Origin of the sequence: Streptomyces corchorusii, from assembly GCF_001514055.1 — a bacterium.
Lineage (GTDB): Bacteria > Actinomycetota > Actinomycetes > Streptomycetales > Streptomycetaceae > Streptomyces > Streptomyces olivaceoviridis.
In genome coordinates this window covers 261,330-278,305 of sequence record NZ_KQ948354.1, presented here as the reverse complement: position 1 = coordinate 278,305, position 16,976 = coordinate 261,330, and the positions used below count along the sequence as shown (strand labels likewise).

Sequence of the window (16,976 nt, the reverse complement as noted above, 5' to 3'; positions counted from 1 at the left end):
CCTGGACGTCGTGTTCCCGCGCCTTCACCCGAAAGTGATCACTCGCCCTCCCGGCTCCCCCGCCCCGGGTCCGGCAGGACCTTCGTCATCCCCGGCAGGAAGTCCGTGAACAGCTCGTGGATCTCCAGGACCAGGGGCCGCAGCACCCGGAACCGGGCGAGGGAGACACCGCGGGCGGTCAGACTGGCCCCCCGCCGCGCCAGCCGGTAGCTGCGCTCCCGCCCCTCCGTGCGGTCGAAGATCCAGTACAGGACCAGACCCATCTGGGCCAGCCACATCAGCTCCGGGAGCACGTCCCGCAGCTCGGGGGCCACCTTGGACTGGGAACCGGCCAGCACCTCCCGGTGCACGCTGATGGCCTGCTCGCGCGCGTGCTCGCTCTCGGGCGAGAAGGGGCTGAGCGGGCTGTCGGGGTCGGCGGCGTTCTTGAAGAACTGCACCGCGAACTCGTGGTACGGCCGGGCGATGTCCAGCCACGCGGTCAGCACGCCCGCGAGCCGCGCCTCCAGGTCGGTCTCCCGGTCCAGGATCTCCCGGACCGCCGCCTGGTGCTCGGCGGCGATCCGGTCGTAGAAGCCCTGGATGAGGTGTTCCTTGCCCTCGAAGTAGTAGTAGGCGTTGCCGACGGAGACCCCGGCCTCCTTGGCGATGGCCCGCATCGTCGTCTTGTCGTACCCGTGCTCCTGGAACAACCGCATCGCGGTCTCCAGGATCAGCGCACGGGTCTGCTCGGACTTGCTGCTCTGGGGACCGGCCGCCTCGGGGCCGTCGTTCTTCGCGGGCACGGGAGGAGCCTAACGAGTGACGGGCGCCGCCCCGGAGCAGGACGGCGTCCGCGCCCGGCACCGGCAGGACCGTCTCAAGGTCTGCGGCCCAGTGCCGGGCGTTTGGTGTAGTCGGTGAAACCGAGGACGTTGCCCCAGGGGTCGGCGATCTCCACCGTCCAGCCGGTGGCCACCGGGAAGACCTCGTCCAGGGTTTCGATTCCGGCGGCGGCCAGCTTCCGCGCCGCCGCCCGCGCGTCCGGCACCTCCAGCCAGACGCGGGGCGAGGGCCAGGGCGGGGTCCGCCGCCGCAGCTCCTCCTCCGTGCGCAGCAGGATGCCGGGCGTCTCCCCGCCGACCTTCAGCTGTGCGATCCCGCCCTCGTCGAACCGGAAGCCCACGGCGAACCCGGCCCGCTCGTAGAATGCGACCGCCTCGCCGAGGTCGCCGACGGGGAGCAGCACGTTGTCGAAACCGAGCAGTTCGTACGACTCTTCGTCTGACATGTCGTCACATTAGGAGCCTTGCCGCCGGGAAGCGAGGAGCCCCACCGGAGCGGACTGCGCGTCGCCGTCCCGGTGCCCGGCCGCGGACGCTGCCCGGAAGAGGACTCATCCGACGGCGAGAGGTGTCTTCCACCAGGTGGTGGGAGCGATGACCTCCGTTCCCGAGCCGGGGAGGCTGGTGCGGTCGCCGGCGTGGAAGCGCACCGGGCCGTCGGAGCGGACGGCCCACGGATCGGGAAGGCCGTCGCCGTTGGCCTCGGGCGTGCGCCGCAGGTACGGGATGGACGCGTTGTGCCGGCCTTCGCCGGTCCAGTAGGTGTCGGCGCCTCCGGACTGGCCGGCACCCGCGCCGCGACGACAAGGGCCCCGCTTTCCGGTGCGAGACCGGAAAGCGGGGCCCGAGTGCGTCAGGCGCGTCCGAGGGTCAGTAGCGGCGCGTGATCAGCGCGCGCTTCACTTCCTGGATCGCCTTCGTGACCTCGATGCCGCGCGGGCAGGCGTCCGTGCAGTTGAAGGTCGTGCGGCAACGCCACACGCCGTCACGGTCGTTGAGGATCTCCAGCCGCTGCTCGCCGGCCTCGTCACGCGAGTCGAAGATGAAGCGGTGGGCGTTCACGATCGCGGCCGGACCGAAGTACTGGCCGTCGTTCCAGAACACCGGGCAGGACGACGTGCACGCGGCGCACAGGATGCACTTGGTGGTGTCGTCGAACCGCTCGCGGTCCTCGGCGGACTGCAACCGCTCCCGGGTCGGCTCGTTCGTGTCCTTGGTGACCAGGAACGGCATGACGTCCCGGTACGCCTGGAAGAACGGCTCCATGTCCACGACCAGGTCCTTCAGGACCGTCAGGCCCTTGATGGGCTCGATCGTGATCGGCTTCTCGGGGTTGATGTCCTTGATCAGCGTCTTGCAGGCAAGGCGGTTCTTGCCGTTGATCCGCATCGCGTCCGAGCCGCAGATGCCGTGCGCGCACGAGCGGCGGAAGGTGAGGGTGCCGTCGACGTCCCACTTGATCTTGTGGAGGCCGTCGAGGACCCGCTCCTTGGGGTCGATCTCCAGCTGGAAGTCTTCCCAGGTGGCCTCCGCCGCGACCTCCGGGTTGAACCGGCGGATGCGGAAGGTGACCGTGATGTAGGGGGAGTCGGCGAAGCCGGGCTCGGGCTGGCCGGCCGCGTCCGCCTTGTCCAGAACAGGGGTAGCCATCAGTACTTACGCTCCATCGGCTGGTAGCGGGTCTGGACGACCGGCTTGTAGTCGAGACGGACGGTTTCCGAGCCGTCGGCGCCGACCTCGCGGTACGCCATGGTGTGGCGCATGAAGTTGACGTCGTCGCGGTTCGGGTAGTCCTCGCGGTAGTGACCACCGCGGGACTCCTTGCGGGCGAGGGCCGACACCGCCATGACCTCGGCCAGGTCGAGCAGGTTGCCCAGCTCGATCGCCTCCAGCAGGTCCGTGTTGAAACGCCGGCCCTTGTCCTGGATCGCCACGTTCTTGTAGCGCTCCTTGAGCTCGGCGATCTTCTCGACGGCCGTCTTGATCGTCTGCTCGGTGCGGAACACCATGACGTTGGCGTCCATGGTCTCCTGGAGCTCGCGGCGCAGCGTCGCCACCCGCTCGTTGCCGGTGGAGGTGCGCAGCCGCTCGATCTGCTCGACGACGAAGGACTCCGGGGCCTCCGGCAGCTCGACGTAGTCGGCCTTCGCCGAGTACTCGGCGGCGGCGATGCCCGCGCGGCGGCCGAAGACGTTGATGTCCAGCAGCGAGTTGGTGCCGAGGCGGTTGGCGCCGTGCACGGACACGCAGGCGACCTCGCCGGCCGCGTACAGACCCGGGACGACGGTGGTGTTGTCCGCCAGGACCTCACCCTCGACGTTCGTCGGGATGCCGCCCATCGCGTAGTGCGCGGTCGGCTGGATCGGGATCGGGTCCGTGTACGGCTCGATGCCGAGGTAGGTCCGCGCGAACTCGGTGATGTCCGGGAGCTTGGCGTCCAGCTGCTCCGGCGGCAGGTGGGTCAGGTCCAGGTAGACGTGGTCGCCCTCGGGACCGCAGCCGCGGCCCTCACGGATCTCCGTGTAGATGGAGCGGGACACGACGTCACGGGACGCCAGGTCCTTCATGACGGGAGCGTACTTCTCCATGAAGCGCTCGCCGTCCTTGTTGCGCAGGATGCCGCCCTCGCCGCGGGCGCCCTCGGTGAGCAGGATGCCCATGCGCCAGATGCCGGTCGGGTGGAACTGGAAGAACTCCATGTCCTCCAGCGGCAGGCCGCGCCGGTAGACCGCCGCCTGACCGTCACCGGTCAGGGTGTGGGCGTTCGACGTCACCTTGAAGAACTTGCCGGTGCCGCCGGAGGCGTAGATGACGGCCTTCGCCTGGAAGACGTGGATCTCGCCGGTGGCGAGCTCGTACGCCACCACACCGGCCGACCTCTTGACGCCGTCGACCTCGGTGATCAGCTGGTCCAGGACGTAGAACTCGTTGAAGAACTCCACGCCCTCCTTGACGCAGTTCTGGTACAGCGTCTGGAGGATCATGTGGCCGGTGCGGTCCGCGGCGTAGCAGGACCGGCGGACCGGGGCCTCGCCGTGGTTGCGGCTGTGACCGCCGAAGCGGCGCTGGTCGATGGTGCCGTTCGGCGTCCGGTTGAACGGCAGGCCCATCTTCTCCAGGTCGAGGACGGCGTCGATGGCCTCCTTCGCCAGGATCTCGGCGGCGTCCTGGTCGACCAGGTAGTCACCGCCCTTGACCGTGTCGAAGGTGTGCCACTCCCAGTTGTCCTCCTCCACGTTGGCCAGCGCGGCGGCCATGCCGCCCTGCGCGGCGCCCGTGTGGGAGCGGGTGGGGTAGAGCTTGGTCAGGACCGCGGTGCGGCTGCGCTTCGTCGCCTCGATGGCGGCGCGCATGCCCGCGCCGCCGGCGCCGACGATGACGGTGTCGTACTTGTGGATCTTCATGATTCTCGCAGCCCCGTGCCTAGCGGATGTTCGGGTCGAAGGTGAAGATCACCAGCGTGCCCAGCAGGATGGTGAACACCGTGGCGGTGTAGAGCAGGCCCTTCAGCCACAGCCGGCTGGTCGGGCGCTCCGCGTAGTCGTTGATGATCGTGCGCAGGCCGTTGGCGCCGTGCAGCATCGCCAGCCACAGCATCAGCAGGTCCCAGACCTGCCAGAACGGGGACGCCCAGCGGCCGGCCACGAAGGCGAAGCCGATCTTGGAGACGCCGCCGTCCAGCACGAGCTGGATCAGCAGGTGGCCGATGACGAGGACGACCAGCACGATGCCGGACAGGCGCATGAACAGCCAGGCGGCGAGCTCGAAGTTGCCCCGGGTCGACTTCGGGGACTTCTTGGTGCGCTTGCGCGGCGCCTCGATCAGCGGGGCCGGGTTGTCGACGGTGTAGACGGGAGCGCCCTCGACGGGGCCGACTCCGGAGGCCGCGGTTTCAGTCGTGGACATCGGCGTCAGCTCCCAAACAGGACACGGTAGGCGTGGCCGAGGACCGGGTAGATCGCCCCGAGCATCAGCACGATCCAGACACCCATCACGGTCCAGAACATCTGCTTCTGGTAGCGCGGGCCCTTCGACCAGAAGTCGACGGCGATGACGCGCAGGCCGTTGAGCGCGTGGAAGAGGATGGCGGCGACGAGGCCGTACTCCAGCAGCGCGACGATCGGCGTCTTGTACGTGGCTACGACCTTGTCGTAGTCCTCGGGGGAGACACGCACGAGAGCGGTGTCCAGCACGTGAACGAACAGGAAGAAGAAGATGAGGACGCCGGTGACTCGGTGAGCCACCCAGGACCACATTCCTTCCCGGCCGCGGTACAGCGTTCCAGCCGGCACGGAAGAACCCTCCGGGAGCGGGGACTAGGGCCGCGCCGGCTTCACTGTCGGTCGGGCCCGGCCGGGTACGGTCCACCGGCCCTCTGCATGGTATCCACGTGCCGCCGTGGTGCTTACGGGGGGCCTACCGGTGTGATCAAAGTGGCACGCGGTTGGGCTAGCGGGCGCGCTCGGCGGGGCGGGTTCGACTGTCATTTGCCGGGTGCGGGGGCGTTTGGGCTGGTCGCGCCCATGTGGCGGCTGCCACAAATCGAACACAGCCCCACGCCACTGAGCAGGGCCAGCAGCCGTCCCCGGGCGAGGCGCCGGAGCTCGTCCGCCGCCACCACCCGTTCCTCCTCGGGATCGTTTGCCAATCGTGACCGGATCGCTTCGAGGATGTGGTCGATGACCTCGCCCGGGGCGGCATCGCCCGGATTGATGACGAACGCGTGTCCGAATCGGGCCTCGTACGCGGCGTGCGCGGCGCCCAGGGCCATGTGGGCCGCCGAGTAGGTGCCCTCGGGAAGCTCGGGGAGGGGCTCGCCGGCCAGGGCCTCGGCCAGATCGCCCGGGGAGAGGTCGTACGCCGCCTCGTCCGCCGCGGCCAGCAGGGCGCCCAGGTCGGGGTAGGGGCGGTGGTCGGCGATCCGGTGCGACCAGCGGGGGCTGCGCAGGCAGTGCAGGAGAAGGGCGCGCGCCTCGTCCGCGGACGCGGTGTTGAAGGCGTCGAGAGGGGTGGGGAGATACGGCAGGCGGTGGGCGGGCAGCGTGGGTCCTCGCGTCACATGCGGTGTGGCAGGGGATGCTGTGAAAAGTGTGACGTCAGGTTATCGAGAGTGGTCACGCTGTGTCCGAGGGATGCCTGAAATTCACCCGGACGGGAGAGTTTCGGAACACCTGGATGACAGCTGAGCGGGCGATCGGTCGTACGTTGGCAGGGTGATCCAGCACAGGCACAGGCGCCGGGGCCCGGCGCGGCAGGTGATACGGAAGCGGGCGGTGGTGGCCGCCGCGTTCGTCGGGACCGTCGCGCTCGGCGCGGGCGTCGGCGTGTGGGCCGCCTCGGACGGGGGCCCCGGACAGCCGGACGGAAGCGCGCGGCAGTCGTCGGCCGGCCGGGCGGCCGGCGATCCGGGCACACCGTCGGCGAGTCCCAGCCCGAGCCGCTCCTATCCGCTGTCGCGGGCGCCGCGCACGATACCCGCGGTGCGCTCGCACACCCCGGCGCGCGGCCCCGGCTGGACACCGCGGCCGGGCGGGCGGGTGGTGGTGAGCGACCCGGAGCTGGCCGACGAGGGGCGGCTCGTCGCCGGGGAGCTGGGACTGCGCTACGCGGGGGAGAAGGACGACGTGCGGGCGGGCGACGTACGGCTGGCGCTCGGCGGCGGGGACGGGAGCGAGGAGTCGTACACCATGACCGTCCGCGGCGGGCGGGTCGACATCAGCGGACCCGGCGAGGCCGGCGTCTTCTACGGCACCCGCACCCTGAAGCAGGAGGTCCACGGCGGCGGTACGGCACCCGAGGGCGTCGTACGGGACGAGCCCGCCAAGCCGGTGCGCGGGTTCATGCTGGACATCGCGCGCAAGCCGTACGACGAGACCTGGATCGAGGACCGGATACGCGAGCTGGGGGACCTGAAGTTCAACGAGCTGGGCCTGCACTTCTCCGACGACCAGGCCTTCCGGATCGAGTCCGACAGCCACCCCGAGATCGTCTCCAAGGACCACCTGACCAAGGCCCAGGTCAGGAGGATCGTCGCGCTGGCGGACAGCCGGCACATCACCGTCGTCCCCGAGATCGACTCGCCGGGACACCTGGGCGCCGTCATCGCCGCCCATCCTGACCTCCAGCTGCGCAACGCCGGTGGCGTGCCGACGCGGGGTGCCGTCGACATCTCCGAGGACGCCTCCGCGAGGATCGTCGACGACCTGCTCGACGAGTACGCCGGGCTGTTCACCGGCGGCCAGTGGCACCTGGGCGGGGACGAGTACCAGGCGCTGACCGTCAGGGACCCGCAGGCCTCGTACCCGCAACTGGCCGCCGCCGCCCGGCGGGCCTTCGGCGCCGGCGCGACCGTCGCCGACCTCGCCACCGGCTGGCTGGGCGACCGCGCCGCCACCGTCCGCGCCCACGACCGGACCGTCCGCGCCTGGAACGACGGCTTCTACCGCGGCACCTCCGTGCGGCCCGACCCGGACATCCAGGTCGCCTACTGGACCGGCAAGGAGATCGGCGCCCGGCAGCCCGCGGAGTACCTGAGCGCGGGGCGGAAGGTGCTCAACTACAACGACGAGTTCCTCTACTACGTGCTCGGACAGCCGCAGACCTTCGTCTACCCGACCGGACAGCGGATCTACGAGCAGTGGAACCCGCGCGTGCTGCGCGGCACGACCGCCGTGCCGGAGCGCTACGACGGGCAGATCCTCGGCGGCTCCTTCGCGGTCTGGTCCGACTTCCCGAACGCGCAGACGCAGGCACAGGTCGCCGCCGGCATCCGGATGCCGCTGCGGGCCACCGCGCAGAAGCTGTGGGACCCGGGCACGCCCGCGCTGTCCTGGGCCGACTTCCGCGGACTGGCGGACCGGCTGGACCGGTAACCGGGTGGACGCGCGGCGGCGTCCGACCGTATGTTCCGGTGTCCGCGCGCGTCCCCGTGACGCGCGCGTCCGCACCAGTGGCCGCGCCTCGCCTCGGGGAGAGCCGACGCGCCGGCCCGGCTCTCTTCGTCCCGGGGGAACTCCGTCATGACCTCGCCCATGCCCACGCCGCCGTATCCGACGCCGCCGCCCCCCGGGCCGCCGTACCCCGCCCCGCCCGGCGCCTGGCTGCGCTCGCCGGCCGCGCTCGGCCGGGCCACCGCCGTACTGCTCGGGCTCGTCATCGCCACCGATCTGTTCGCCTGCCTCGCGGACCTGCTGGAACTCGACGTAACCGGCGACATCGCCGACGGCGCCGGCGGGACCGGCGTCGTCGACCGGGCCGACCGCGCGGACGCGCTCTACGCGGTGGCCGGCGTCTCGCAGATGGTCGCGCTGGTCGCCACGACGGTCGTCTACCTGTGCTGGCTGTGGCGGGTCCGGGTGAACGCCGAGGTGTTCGACGCCTCCCGGCACCGGATGAGGCGCGGCTGGACGATCGGCGGCTGGTTCTGCCCGGTGGTGAACCTCTGGTTCCCGCGCCGGATCGTCGCCGACAGCTGGGACGCCAGCGCCCCCTGGGGCGCGCGGTCCGGGCACACAGCGGTCAACGCCTGGTGGACGCTGTGGCTCGTCAGCCTCCTCGCGGGCCGGTACGCGTACACCACGTCCCGGAACGCCGAGACGGCGGCCGAACTGCGCGAGGCCGCCCGGGTGATGCTGTTCTCCGACGCAATCGACATCGCGGCGGCCGTCCTCGCCATCGTGGTGGTCGTCCGGCTGACCGGTATGCAGGAGCGCAAGGTGTTCTCGGGTGAGCTGCCGGCCCCCGTCCTCGGCTGACCCCGCCACTGTCACCCTTGGCTGAAATCCCTCTGCTGTGACACTCCCGTGCCGTCGCGCGCAGTAAGGGGGAGTGCGGGCTCCGTACCGGTCGGCGCCCTGGCGAGGGAGGCATTCATGAGCCTGGTGGAACTGATCGCACAGGCCGACGAACGCGGACTGGCCGCCAGCGGATTGGCTTGTTTGGATCGGTGTCTGCCGCTGCTCGGAGGCGACGACGAGCTGCTGCGCCCGCTGTGGGCCCGCCTCGCCGACGGCTCCGACTGGTCCGCCGGTCTGGCCCTGGCCCGCGCCGCGCTCGGGCCCGCGGACCCCGCCGACGACGAGGCCGCGCGGCTCACCCGGCGCATGCTGGAGTCCGCCCCGGCCGAACGCACCGCCGACGCGGTACGGCCCTGGGCCGACGCCTGCTCGGCCGCCTCGCTGCGCGTGCACGGGCTGCTCGACCCCGCCGCGGACGGCGGTCCGGCCCCGGACGGCCTCGATGCCGGGCGCGCGGGCGACCCGGCGGATCTGCCGCCGCTCGTCGCCGCCGAACTGCGCCGCCAGGCCGCCGTGCTGGAACTCCTCGCGGGGCACGGCGCGCAGGGGCTGCGCCGGGCGCTGGAGGTGTCGATGGAGGGCCGACGGGTGCTGCGCGCGGTGGTCTCGCGCCGGGCGCGCAGCGTCGCCGGTCCGGGGGCGTGAGGGGAGCCTGTGATCTTCGTGCGGCGGACGTGGGACGGTCCTGCGACGGTTGGCCGAACGTCGGGAGAAACGTTTCGAACGACAGTGACGGAACTCCGCCCCGGCTCGCTCTTCCCTATGTGACAGCCCAAGTGACGACTCATGTGACAGCTCAGGCGGCCGCCCCGTCCCAGGCAGCACGGCAGGAGACCAGGCCGAATGCCGCGGCCAAGCCCGTGCGGTGGGCGGCGGACGCGGTGGCGACCCTGCGCGAGGGCGCGCGGGTGCGGCTCGACTACTCGGCCCAGAGCCTGTGGCGGGTGGACCGGATGATCGAGGAGATACGGCGCGAGGGGCCGCCGTACGAGGCCGTCGAGGGCGCGCTGCGCGGCTTCGGCGCCTACGCCGGCGAGGTGATCGTCCGGCAGACCGGCGCCGAGTGGTGGGCGACCGGCGGCGAGCACTGGCTGCGCACCCCCGACGGCCGGATGTGGGACCCCATCGACGAGGCCCGCCGCTGCTACGGCGGCCACGGCTCGCTGCGGCTGCTGTGCCGGGACGCGACCGCCCCCGGCTGACCGGTCCGGCCCGGCTGTGACACTTCCGTCGGGGCCGACGCTGATGATCGTGAAGGGCGGGGACACGGCCGGAGCGTGTCGCACCGTGAGGCAAGCGCCACGCAGTGGCCAGGAACTCGGCACGAACGAGGACGGTCTTGGGCCAGGGAGGGGAACCCCGCCGCCCGCAGCCGCGGGACGGGGAGCTGGGCGCGGCCGTCGCGCGGGCCCAGGACGGCGACGAGACCGCGTTCGCGGCGGCCTACCGGATCGTGCAGCCCGGCCTGCTGGGCTACCTGCGGGGACTGGTCGGCGAGGACGCGGAGGACGTCGCCTCCGAGGCCTGGCTGGAGATCGCGCGCGACCTCGGCCGGTTCCGGGGCGACGGCGCGGGCTTCCGCGGCTGGACCGCGACCATCGCCCGGCACCGCGCGCTGGACCATCTGCGCCGGCAGCGGGTACGGCCCCGGGCGGCGCGGCTGGAGCAGGACGCCCTGGAGCTGCCCGGCCGGCACAGCACCCACGACCAGGCCCTGGAGTCGCTCTCCACCGAACGCGCGCTGGAACTGGTCCGCGCGCTGCCCCGGGACCAGGCCGAGGCGGTGCTGCTGCGGGTGGTCGTCGGCCTCGACGGCCCGGCCGCGGCCCGGGTCCTCGGCAAACGCCCCGGTGCCGTCCGCACGGCCGCGTACCGGGGCCTGCGGCGCCTGGCCCGCCAACTGGGCATGGACGGTGCGAGGGACACGGATACGCCGCCGCCGCGGGACGAGCCGGGGTGAACGCGCCGGCGGGTGTGGGCCGTATCCATGGGGGCGGGCGTCGGCTCCGCCCCCGCCCCCGGCAGCGGCGCCGGGGCGGGGGACGTGGGCGTCGGGGTCGCGGCCGCAGGGTCGTCGGGGCCTTGGCCCCGGAGGTCCGGGTCGGGCTTCGGCGGGGTGCGAGGTCCGGGGCGGGTCGTATGGCCTTCGCTCCCCCGGGCGCGTTCGCGGCTCGGCTCCGGGGCGTCCGGGGGCTGGGCTTCCGGCGCCTGTGGGGCCTTGGGGGCGGGGGCTCGCGGGCCCGGGGCGGCTGGTGGCTCCGGGCCGGGGCCGTCGTGACCGGTGGTCGTGGGGCGTACGGCTCGGGTGGTCCGTCGGCCCGGGCGCGGGGCTGTCGCGGCCGGCAGGCACGGGCGCGGGGTTGTGATGGTCGGCAGGCACGGGCGCGTGGCTGTGGTGGTCGGCAGGTGTGGGCGCCCGGGGTTCAGGTCCCTGGGTGCGGGTGGATCGGCGTACGGAGTTCCGGGTGGACCGGGTGAGGGTGGGAACGGGCATGGGTGAACGGCACAGCGGCGGGCTGACCGGTCGTCGGCGTGCGCACCCCGGCGGTCCCGTCGCCACGCCGGACCCGGCCGGCGCCTCCGGGCTGGAGGCACGGCTCGCCGCCGCGCTGCGCGCCGACCGCGTCGACGCCGAGGCCGAGCGCAGCGCCGTCGCCGCCTTCCGGGCCGCGCGCGACGCGGGAGCGCACGACGCGCGGACCCGCGCCCGGGACGACTGGCGGCCCGGACGGCCGGCACCCGCCCGCCGCTCGCTGCGGACCACCCTCTCGGTCGTGCTGGCGAGCCTCACACTGGGCGGAGTCGCCGTCGCGGCCATCGGCTCCGCCGGGTCCGGCACGCACGCCGACGACCGGAGCCGATCACCACGGTCCACGCGGCCGGCGGCGAGCACTCCGCCCGTCTCGGCCGCCGCCACGGCGGCCGGGCCCTCGGCCACCGCACCCGCGGACCGCCCCGGCCGGCCGCCCACCGCCCGGGACACCCTCGCCCACTGCCGTGCCTACACCCGGGCCGGGGACCGCGGCGGTGCCCTGGAGGCGACGGCCTGGCAGCGGCTCGTCACGGCGGCGGGAGGACCGGAGAAGGTCGCCGCCTACTGCGCCGCCCGGATGGAGCGGAAGCGGGGCGGGAACGAGGGCAACGCGAGCACGTCCCCCAACTCCGGTAACCCGGGCAACTCTGGCAACTCCGGGAACACCGGGAACGGGGAGGACAAGGGCGGCGGCGGCCAGGGGAGCGCGGGCGCGGGCAACTCGACCGAAGGGAACTCGGCCGGCGGCAAGGCGGCCGGCGGTGACTCGTCCGGCGGCAAGCCCGGGACATCGCGTCGGTGACCGGTTCAGGAGAGCCGGACCGCACGGCACGGAGTGGCCGACGTGGCGTGGGGCGGCCGAGCCGCCGGGGCCGCGGCGCCGGAACCGAGGCAACGGCCGGGGCCGCCACCCCCCACAGGAGAGGCCCCGGCCGTCGCGCGGACGGGCCGCGCGCGGCCCGTACTCCCTTCAGCGCCGTGGGTGCGGTTTCTGTCACACCTCGCCACAGCGCGGCCACATCGCGACCCCGAGCCGATCTCACGCTGCGCACATCCGGACCCGGTCACGAGTTAGTTGCATCTTCTACAGACATGGACGTCAGCGGGTTCACGCCGTAACGTGCCTTTCGCGCCGACCGAAGACAGGCGTAAAGGGAGTACGGTGCTGGGGGACGACGCGGAGCTGACCGCCGCGGTGCGTGCGGCACAGGACGGAGACGAGACCGCTTTCCGTACGGTGTACCGCGCGGTGCATCCGCGCCTGCTCGGATACGTCCGCACCCTGGTCGGCGACCTCGACGCCGAGGACGTCGCGTCCGAGGCCTGGCTCCAGATCGCCCGCGACCTGCACCGCTTCAGCGGTGACGCCGACCGGTTCCGCGGCTGGGCCGCCCGGATCGCCCGCAACCGCGCCCTGGACCACATACGCATGCGGGGCCGGCGCCCCGCCATAGGCGGCGACGAGACCGAGCTGACCGGCCGTGCCGCCGAGTCCGACACGGCCGGCGAGGCCATCGAGGCCCTGGCCACCGACAGCACCCTCTCCCTGATCGCCCGGCTCCCGCAGGACCAGGCCGAGGCGGTCGTCCTGCGCGTGGTCGTGGGCCTGGACGCCAAGACCGCCGCCGAGACCCTCGGCAAACGCGCGGGCGCCGTCCGTACCGCCGCGCACCGCGGTCTGAAGCGCCTCGCGGAGCTGATCGGCGCCGATCCGGAATCGGCGGGCGGACTGGACGCGCTCCCGCCGCCAAGAGAACCGCGCCGAGGCGCGGTGACGTCCGCAACTGTGACGCATACACGTGCGCGGACGCAGAAGGACATGTGATGGCCGACGAGCAGTACACGTGGCTGAACCGTGAGACGGCGGAACGCCTGCTGCGCGGCGAGTCACTGGAAGCCGTCGACCCCTCCGCCCGTGACCAGGCCGAACGCCTCTCCCGGGCGCTCGGCGCGCTGTCCGCGGAGGCGGCTCCCGCCCCCGGTGAACTCCCCGGCGAGCAGGCCGCCCTGGCCGCGTTCCGCAAGGCCCGCGAGGCCGCCGAGGCGGAGCGCACCGCCGCCGCGCACGCTCCCACCGCCCCCCGCACCCCGGCACGCGGCGCCGACGCCGGCCTGGTCCGCATCGGTGCCCCGGCCCGTACCGGAATCCGCACCCGGCGCCCCCGCTGGGCCCGCCCGGTGCGCCTGGCCCTCGCCGCGGCGGTGGTCGCGGGCACGCTCGGCGGGGTCGCCGTGGCCGCCGGCACCGGAGTGCTGCCCACGCCGTTCGGTGACGACCACCCCCGCCCCGCCACCTCCGTCTCCCCGGACACGACCACCGGACAGCCGCTCACCTCACCGTCCGCACCGGGCGGCGGGACGGGCACGGGCGCACCGGACGGCGGTACGCGCGGGCATCGCGGCGGCACCGATGACGAGGCCGCGGGGACGGACGACGGCACCGGTGCCCCCTCCGCGACGTCCGGCGCCGGGAGGCCGGGCGCCACCGCGGCCTGCCGTGCGCTGCGGGACGGCAAGGACCTGGACACCGGCCGCAAGCGCGCGCTGGAACACCTGGCGGGCGGCCCCGGCCGGGTGACCGCGTACTGCAAGGTGCTGCTGGGCGCCGGCGACTCCGCCTCCGGCGGCACGGGCGGCGCGAACAGCGGCGGCAGCGGCGGGAACACCACCGGCCAGGGCTCGGACAACGGCAAGGGCGGGGGCAAGGGCAGTGGCAAGGACAACGGCAAGGGCAACGGCAAGGGCGGCGACGACGGCCCCGCCGACCCGGACGGCGGCAAGGGCAGCGGCAGGGGCGGAGACAACGGCAAGGGCAGCGGAAACGGCGGGGACAAGGGCAAGGGCAGCGGCGAAGGCAACGGCAAGGGCGGCGGCCGGCAGCACGGTGGCGCCGACCTCGCTTCCCCGGCCTCCGCGCCCGCGCACCGCAGCGCACCCGGCAACGGCTCCACGTCCCCGTCACCGACTCCGACGTACACCGCGCACTGACCGACGTAACCCCATCTGACCTGCAATTTTGTCGTCGTCGAAAGTTTCTCGGCGCGAGGTGTGACGTTTCCGGAGCCCGGGACGCAGTACTGAGTGAGCCGACTGGTCATCGGCCGTCGCACGGAGCCGGGGTTCCCCCCGTACCCGCGGCTCGTGCACCTGGCGCGGGCGGGACACGTTCCCCCGGTCCCGCCCGCGCCCCGCAACGCACAGCCCTCGGCAGGGCGTCTCACCAGGACACGACGACCTTGTCGCCGATCCTCACCTGCGCGAAGAGCCGGGCGATCGCCGTCTCGTCCCGGACGTTGACGCAGCCGTGGGAACCGCCCGCGTAGCCGCGCGCCGCGAAGTCGTACGAGTAGTGGACCGCCTGGCCACCGCTGAAGAACATCGCGTACGGCATCGGCGAGTGGTAGAGGGTCGACACATGGTGCCGTGACTTCCAGTAGACGGTGAACACCCCTTCGCGGGTCGGGGTGTACTGCGCGCCGAACCGCACCGCCATCGTGGACAGGGTCCGTCCGTCGACCATCCAGCGCAGGGTCCGGCTGGTCTTGCTGATGCACAGCACCCGCCCGGTCAGACAGCGCGGATCCGCCGCGGCGGCCGGCCGGGCAGCCCCCGGATACAGCTCACCCCTGCCCGGCGGACGGGTCATCGCCACCAGCCGCTGCCAGGTGACGGAGTCCGTCGCACCGGTCCGGGGCAGTCCGCGCTTGCCCTGGAAGCCCTTGACGGCCCGCTCGGTCGGACCGTCGTACGACCCGGTCGGCCCCACGGCCAGCCAGGCCACCTGGCGCAGCCGTGCCTGGAGTTCCCGCACGGCCGGACCGGTGTCCCCGCGCGACCACAGCACCGGTGGCGCGGGCACGGCGGGCGCGGCGCTCGGCGGGGCGGCCGGCGTACCTGCCGGCGTGCCCGCCGGTGCCGTACGGGTGACGCCGGGCACCGGGCTGCTCCGGGCGGCGCCGGGACCCGGACTGCCCGGCAGTTCCACCTGCACCGGCAGGCCTCGTTTCCCATCGGCGCCCGCCGGCTGCACGGTGCACCCGCAGAGCGCGGCGAGTGCGGCGGCCGAGGCGAGCAGAGCGGCAGGTCTCCCCGGGATCCTCATGCCCGGGATGCTTCCCCGCGTGACCGCCGCCGAACTACGGGGCATGGTGAGGAGTACCCGTCCTACCGCGCGGAGGCAGCGATGGCACAGCAGTCGGCACGTCAGTCGGAGTCGGGCCTGCCCATCGAGCCGGTCTACGGGCCGGCCGGCCTGGCCGGCTGGGACCCGGCCCGGAAACTGGGCGAACCGGGCGCGTACCCGTTCACCCGCGGGGTCTACCCGACCATGTACACCGGCCGGCCCTGGACCATGCGCCAGTACGCGGGCTTCGGCACGGCGGCGGAGTCCAACGCCCGCTACCGGCAGCTCATCGCCCACGGCACCACCGGCCTGTCCGTCGCCTTCGACCTGCCCACCCAGATGGGCCACGACTCCGACGCGCCCCTCGCGCACGGCGAGGTCGGCAAGGTGGGCGTGGCGATCGACTCCGTCGAGGACATGCGGGTCCTCTTCGACGGCATCCCGCTGGACCAGGTCTCGACGTCCATGACGATCAACGCGCCCGCCGCACTGCTCCTGCTCCTGTACCAGCTGGTGGCGGAGGAACAGGGGGTGCCCGCGGACCGGCTGACGGGCACGATCCAGAACGACGTCCTGAAGGAGTACATCGCCCGGGGCACGTACATCTTCCCGCCGAAGCCGTCCCTGCGGCTGACCGCGGACATCTTCCGGTACTGCACCGCCGAGATCCCGAAGTGGAACACGATCTCGATCTCCGGCTACCACATGGCCGAGGCGGGCGCGTCCCCGGTGCAGGAGATCGCGTTCACCCTCGCCGACGGCATCGAGTACGTCCGTACGGCGGTGGCGGCCAGCATGGACGTGGACGACTTCGCCCCGCGCCTGTCGTTCTTCTTCGTGGCCCGTACGACGCTGCTGGAGGAGGTCGCCAAGTTCCGCGCGGCGCGCAGGATCTGGGCGCGGGTGATGAGGGAGGAGTTCGGCGCGCGGAACCCCAAGTCGCTGATGCTGCGCTTCCACACCCAGACGGCGGGGGTCCAGCTGACGGCCCAGCAGCCGGAGGTGAACCTGGTCCGGGTCACCGTCCAGGCCCTGGCGGCGGTCCTCGGCGGCACGCAGTCCCTGCACACCAACTCCTTCGACGAGGCCATCGCGCTGCCGACGGACAAGAGCGCGCGGCTGGCCCTGCGGACGCAGCAGGTGCTGGCGCACGAGACGGACGTCCCGGCGACGGTGGACCCGTTCGCCGGTTCCTACGCCGTCGAGCGGATGACGGACGACGTGGAGGAGGCGGCCGTCGACCTGATGCGCAGGGTGGAGGACCTGGGCGGGGCGGTCGCCGCGATCGAGCGGGGCTTCCAGAAGGCCGAGATCGAGCGGAACGCGTACCGCATCGCGCAGGAGACCGACTCCGGTGACCGGGTGGTGGTCGGGGTCAACCGCTTCCGGCTGGACGAGGAGGAACCGTACGAGCCGTTGCGGGTGGACCCGGCGATCGAGGCGCGCCAGGCCGGGCGCCTGGCCCGGCTGCGGGCCGAACGCGACGGGGCCGCGGTGAGCACGGCACTGGACGCGCTGCGGAAGGCGGCGGAGGGCGAGGACAACGTCCTGTACCCGATGCGGGAGGCGCTGCGGGCGCGGGCGACGGTGGGGGAGGTCTGCGGCGCGCTCCGCGAGGTCTGGGGGAGCCACGTACCGAGTGACACCTTCTGACCCCTGGGGCGCCCTGCCGGACGCGGAGGACCGGGTGTCGTACCCGC

General features: G+C 73.0%; 17 protein-coding genes. 9 read left to right on the top strand and 8 right to left on the bottom strand.

Annotation, left to right across the window (positions count from 1 at the left end; translation table 11 throughout):
- Positions 1 to 38: 38 nt before the first annotated feature.
- The 7 genes from AQJ11_RS11270 to AQJ11_RS11240 all read right to left on the bottom strand — a co-directional run bounded on the left by AQJ11_RS11270 (position 39) and on the right by AQJ11_RS11240 (position 5,883).
- Entirely contained in the window at positions 39 to 785 is a 747-nt protein-coding gene (locus tag AQJ11_RS11270; RefSeq protein ID WP_059262938.1) for a TetR family transcriptional regulator, read from the bottom strand.
- A 74-nt stretch (positions 786 to 859) separates the two neighbouring features.
- Entirely contained in the window at positions 860 to 1,270 is a 411-nt protein-coding gene (locus AQJ11_RS11265) for a VOC family protein (RefSeq protein WP_058081654.1), read from the bottom strand.
- 424 nt (positions 1,271 to 1,694) lie between these two features.
- Positions 1,695 to 2,474, bottom strand: coding sequence for a succinate dehydrogenase iron-sulfur subunit (locus AQJ11_RS11260; protein WP_014674538.1), 780 nt, complete (start codon positions 2,472 to 2,474; stop codon positions 1,695 to 1,697).
- Complete coding sequence (gene sdhA / locus AQJ11_RS11255) at positions 2,474 to 4,228, bottom strand: succinate dehydrogenase flavoprotein subunit (protein ID WP_014674539.1); 1,755 nt, start codon at positions 4,226 to 4,228, stop codon at positions 2,474 to 2,476. Before sdhA ends, AQJ11_RS11260 begins: the two co-directional genes overlap by 1 nt.
- A 19-nt stretch (positions 4,229 to 4,247) precedes the next feature.
- Positions 4,248 to 4,730 (bottom strand): succinate dehydrogenase hydrophobic membrane anchor subunit, encoded by a 483-nt coding sequence (locus AQJ11_RS11250; protein ID WP_014674540.1) that lies wholly within the window; start codon positions 4,728 to 4,730, stop codon positions 4,248 to 4,250.
- Between the two features lie 5 nt (positions 4,731 to 4,735).
- A complete protein-coding gene (sdhC, locus tag AQJ11_RS11245) occupies positions 4,736 to 5,116 on the bottom strand; it encodes a succinate dehydrogenase, cytochrome b556 subunit (RefSeq protein WP_043195476.1) in 381 nt (126 codons plus the stop codon).
- A gap of 191 nt (positions 5,117 to 5,307) precedes the next feature.
- A complete protein-coding gene (locus tag AQJ11_RS11240) occupies positions 5,308 to 5,883 on the bottom strand; it encodes a 2-oxo-4-hydroxy-4-carboxy-5-ureidoimidazoline decarboxylase (RefSeq protein WP_059262937.1) in 576 nt (191 codons plus the stop codon).
- Positions 5,884 to 6,079: 196 nt separating this feature from the next.
- Here AQJ11_RS11240 and AQJ11_RS11235 point away from each other — a divergent pair, with 196 nt between their 5' ends.
- From AQJ11_RS11235 to AQJ11_RS11200, 8 genes are all read left to right on the top strand, one after another.
- On the top strand, positions 6,080 to 7,696 hold the full coding sequence (locus AQJ11_RS11235) for a beta-N-acetylhexosaminidase (protein ID WP_059263091.1): 1,617 nt from the start codon (positions 6,080 to 6,082) through the stop codon (positions 7,694 to 7,696).
- Positions 7,697 to 7,843: 147 nt separating this feature from the next.
- On the top strand, positions 7,844 to 8,578 hold the full coding sequence (locus tag AQJ11_RS11230) for a DUF4328 domain-containing protein (RefSeq protein WP_059262936.1): 735 nt from the start codon (positions 7,844 to 7,846) through the stop codon (positions 8,576 to 8,578).
- A 117-nt stretch (positions 8,579 to 8,695) separates the two neighbouring features.
- The gene (locus AQJ11_RS11225) at positions 8,696 to 9,265 is read left to right on the top strand and encodes a hypothetical protein (RefSeq protein ID WP_059262935.1); all 570 of its coding nucleotides are present in this window, start codon (positions 8,696 to 8,698) and stop codon (positions 9,263 to 9,265) included.
- Positions 9,266 to 9,408: 143 nt separating this feature from the next.
- Positions 9,409 to 9,822 carry a hypothetical protein gene (locus AQJ11_RS11220; protein ID WP_107112893.1) on the top strand — a complete coding sequence of 138 codons (414 nt, stop codon included), beginning with the start codon at positions 9,409 to 9,411 and terminating at the stop codon, positions 9,820 to 9,822.
- A gap of 137 nt (positions 9,823 to 9,959) precedes the next feature.
- Positions 9,960 to 10,580, top strand: coding sequence for an RNA polymerase sigma factor (locus tag AQJ11_RS11215; protein ID WP_058081658.1), 621 nt, complete (start codon positions 9,960 to 9,962; stop codon positions 10,578 to 10,580).
- A 532-nt stretch (positions 10,581 to 11,112) separates the two neighbouring features.
- Complete coding sequence (locus tag AQJ11_RS11210; RefSeq protein WP_059262934.1) at positions 11,113 to 11,955, top strand: hypothetical protein; 843 nt, start codon at positions 11,113 to 11,115, stop codon at positions 11,953 to 11,955.
- Between the two features lie 360 nt (positions 11,956 to 12,315).
- Entirely contained in the window at positions 12,316 to 12,978 is a 663-nt protein-coding gene (locus tag AQJ11_RS11205) for an RNA polymerase sigma factor (protein ID WP_014674550.1), read from the top strand.
- Entirely contained in the window at positions 12,978 to 14,141 is a 1,164-nt protein-coding gene (locus AQJ11_RS11200; RefSeq protein WP_059262933.1) for a hypothetical protein, read from the top strand. The genes AQJ11_RS11205 and AQJ11_RS11200 overlap by 1 nt, the downstream gene beginning before the upstream one ends.
- 229 nt (positions 14,142 to 14,370) lie before the next feature.
- On the opposite strand, the gene AQJ11_RS11195 is transcribed toward AQJ11_RS11200, so the two are convergent.
- A complete protein-coding gene (locus tag AQJ11_RS11195) occupies positions 14,371 to 15,255 on the bottom strand; it encodes a L,D-transpeptidase family protein (RefSeq protein WP_208616479.1) in 885 nt (294 codons plus the stop codon).
- Between the two features lie 81 nt (positions 15,256 to 15,336).
- On the opposite strand from AQJ11_RS11195, the gene AQJ11_RS11190 reads away from it, so the two are divergent.
- A complete protein-coding gene (locus tag AQJ11_RS11190; protein WP_059262932.1) occupies positions 15,337 to 16,929 on the top strand; it encodes an acyl-CoA mutase large subunit family protein in 1,593 nt (530 codons plus the stop codon).
- The last annotated feature ends 47 nt before the right edge of the window (positions 16,930 to 16,976 follow it).

What these genes read in the sequence shown, in the direction of transcription:
- AQJ11_RS11260 (WP_014674538.1), bottom strand. Translation starts at nt 2,474, where the DNA reads ATGGCTACCCCTGTTCTGGACAAGGCGGACGCGGCCGGCCAGCCCGAG.
- AQJ11_RS11195 (WP_208616479.1), bottom strand. Translation starts at nt 15,255, where the DNA reads ATGAGGATCCCGGGGAGACCTGCCGCTCTGCTCGCCTCGGCCGCCGCA.
- AQJ11_RS11265 (WP_058081654.1), bottom strand. Translation starts at nt 1,270, where the DNA reads ATGTCAGACGAAGAGTCGTACGAACTGCTCGGTTTCGACAACGTGCTG.
- AQJ11_RS11190 (WP_059262932.1), top strand. Translation starts at nt 15,337, where the DNA reads ATGGCACAGCAGTCGGCACGTCAGTCGGAGTCGGGCCTGCCCATCGAG.
- AQJ11_RS11225 (WP_059262935.1), top strand. Translation starts at nt 8,696, where the DNA reads ATGAGCCTGGTGGAACTGATCGCACAGGCCGACGAACGCGGACTGGCC.
- AQJ11_RS11200 (WP_059262933.1), top strand. Translation starts at nt 12,978, where the DNA reads ATGGCCGACGAGCAGTACACGTGGCTGAACCGTGAGACGGCGGAACGC.
- AQJ11_RS11210 (WP_059262934.1), top strand. Translation starts at nt 11,113, where the DNA reads ATGGGTGAACGGCACAGCGGCGGGCTGACCGGTCGTCGGCGTGCGCAC.
- sdhA (WP_014674539.1), bottom strand. Translation starts at nt 4,228, where the DNA reads ATGAAGATCCACAAGTACGACACCGTCATCGTCGGCGCCGGCGGCGCG.
- AQJ11_RS11230 (WP_059262936.1), top strand. Translation starts at nt 7,844, where the DNA reads ATGACCTCGCCCATGCCCACGCCGCCGTATCCGACGCCGCCGCCCCCC.
- AQJ11_RS11250 (WP_014674540.1), bottom strand. Translation starts at nt 4,730, where the DNA reads ATGTCCACGACTGAAACCGCGGCCTCCGGAGTCGGCCCCGTCGAGGGC.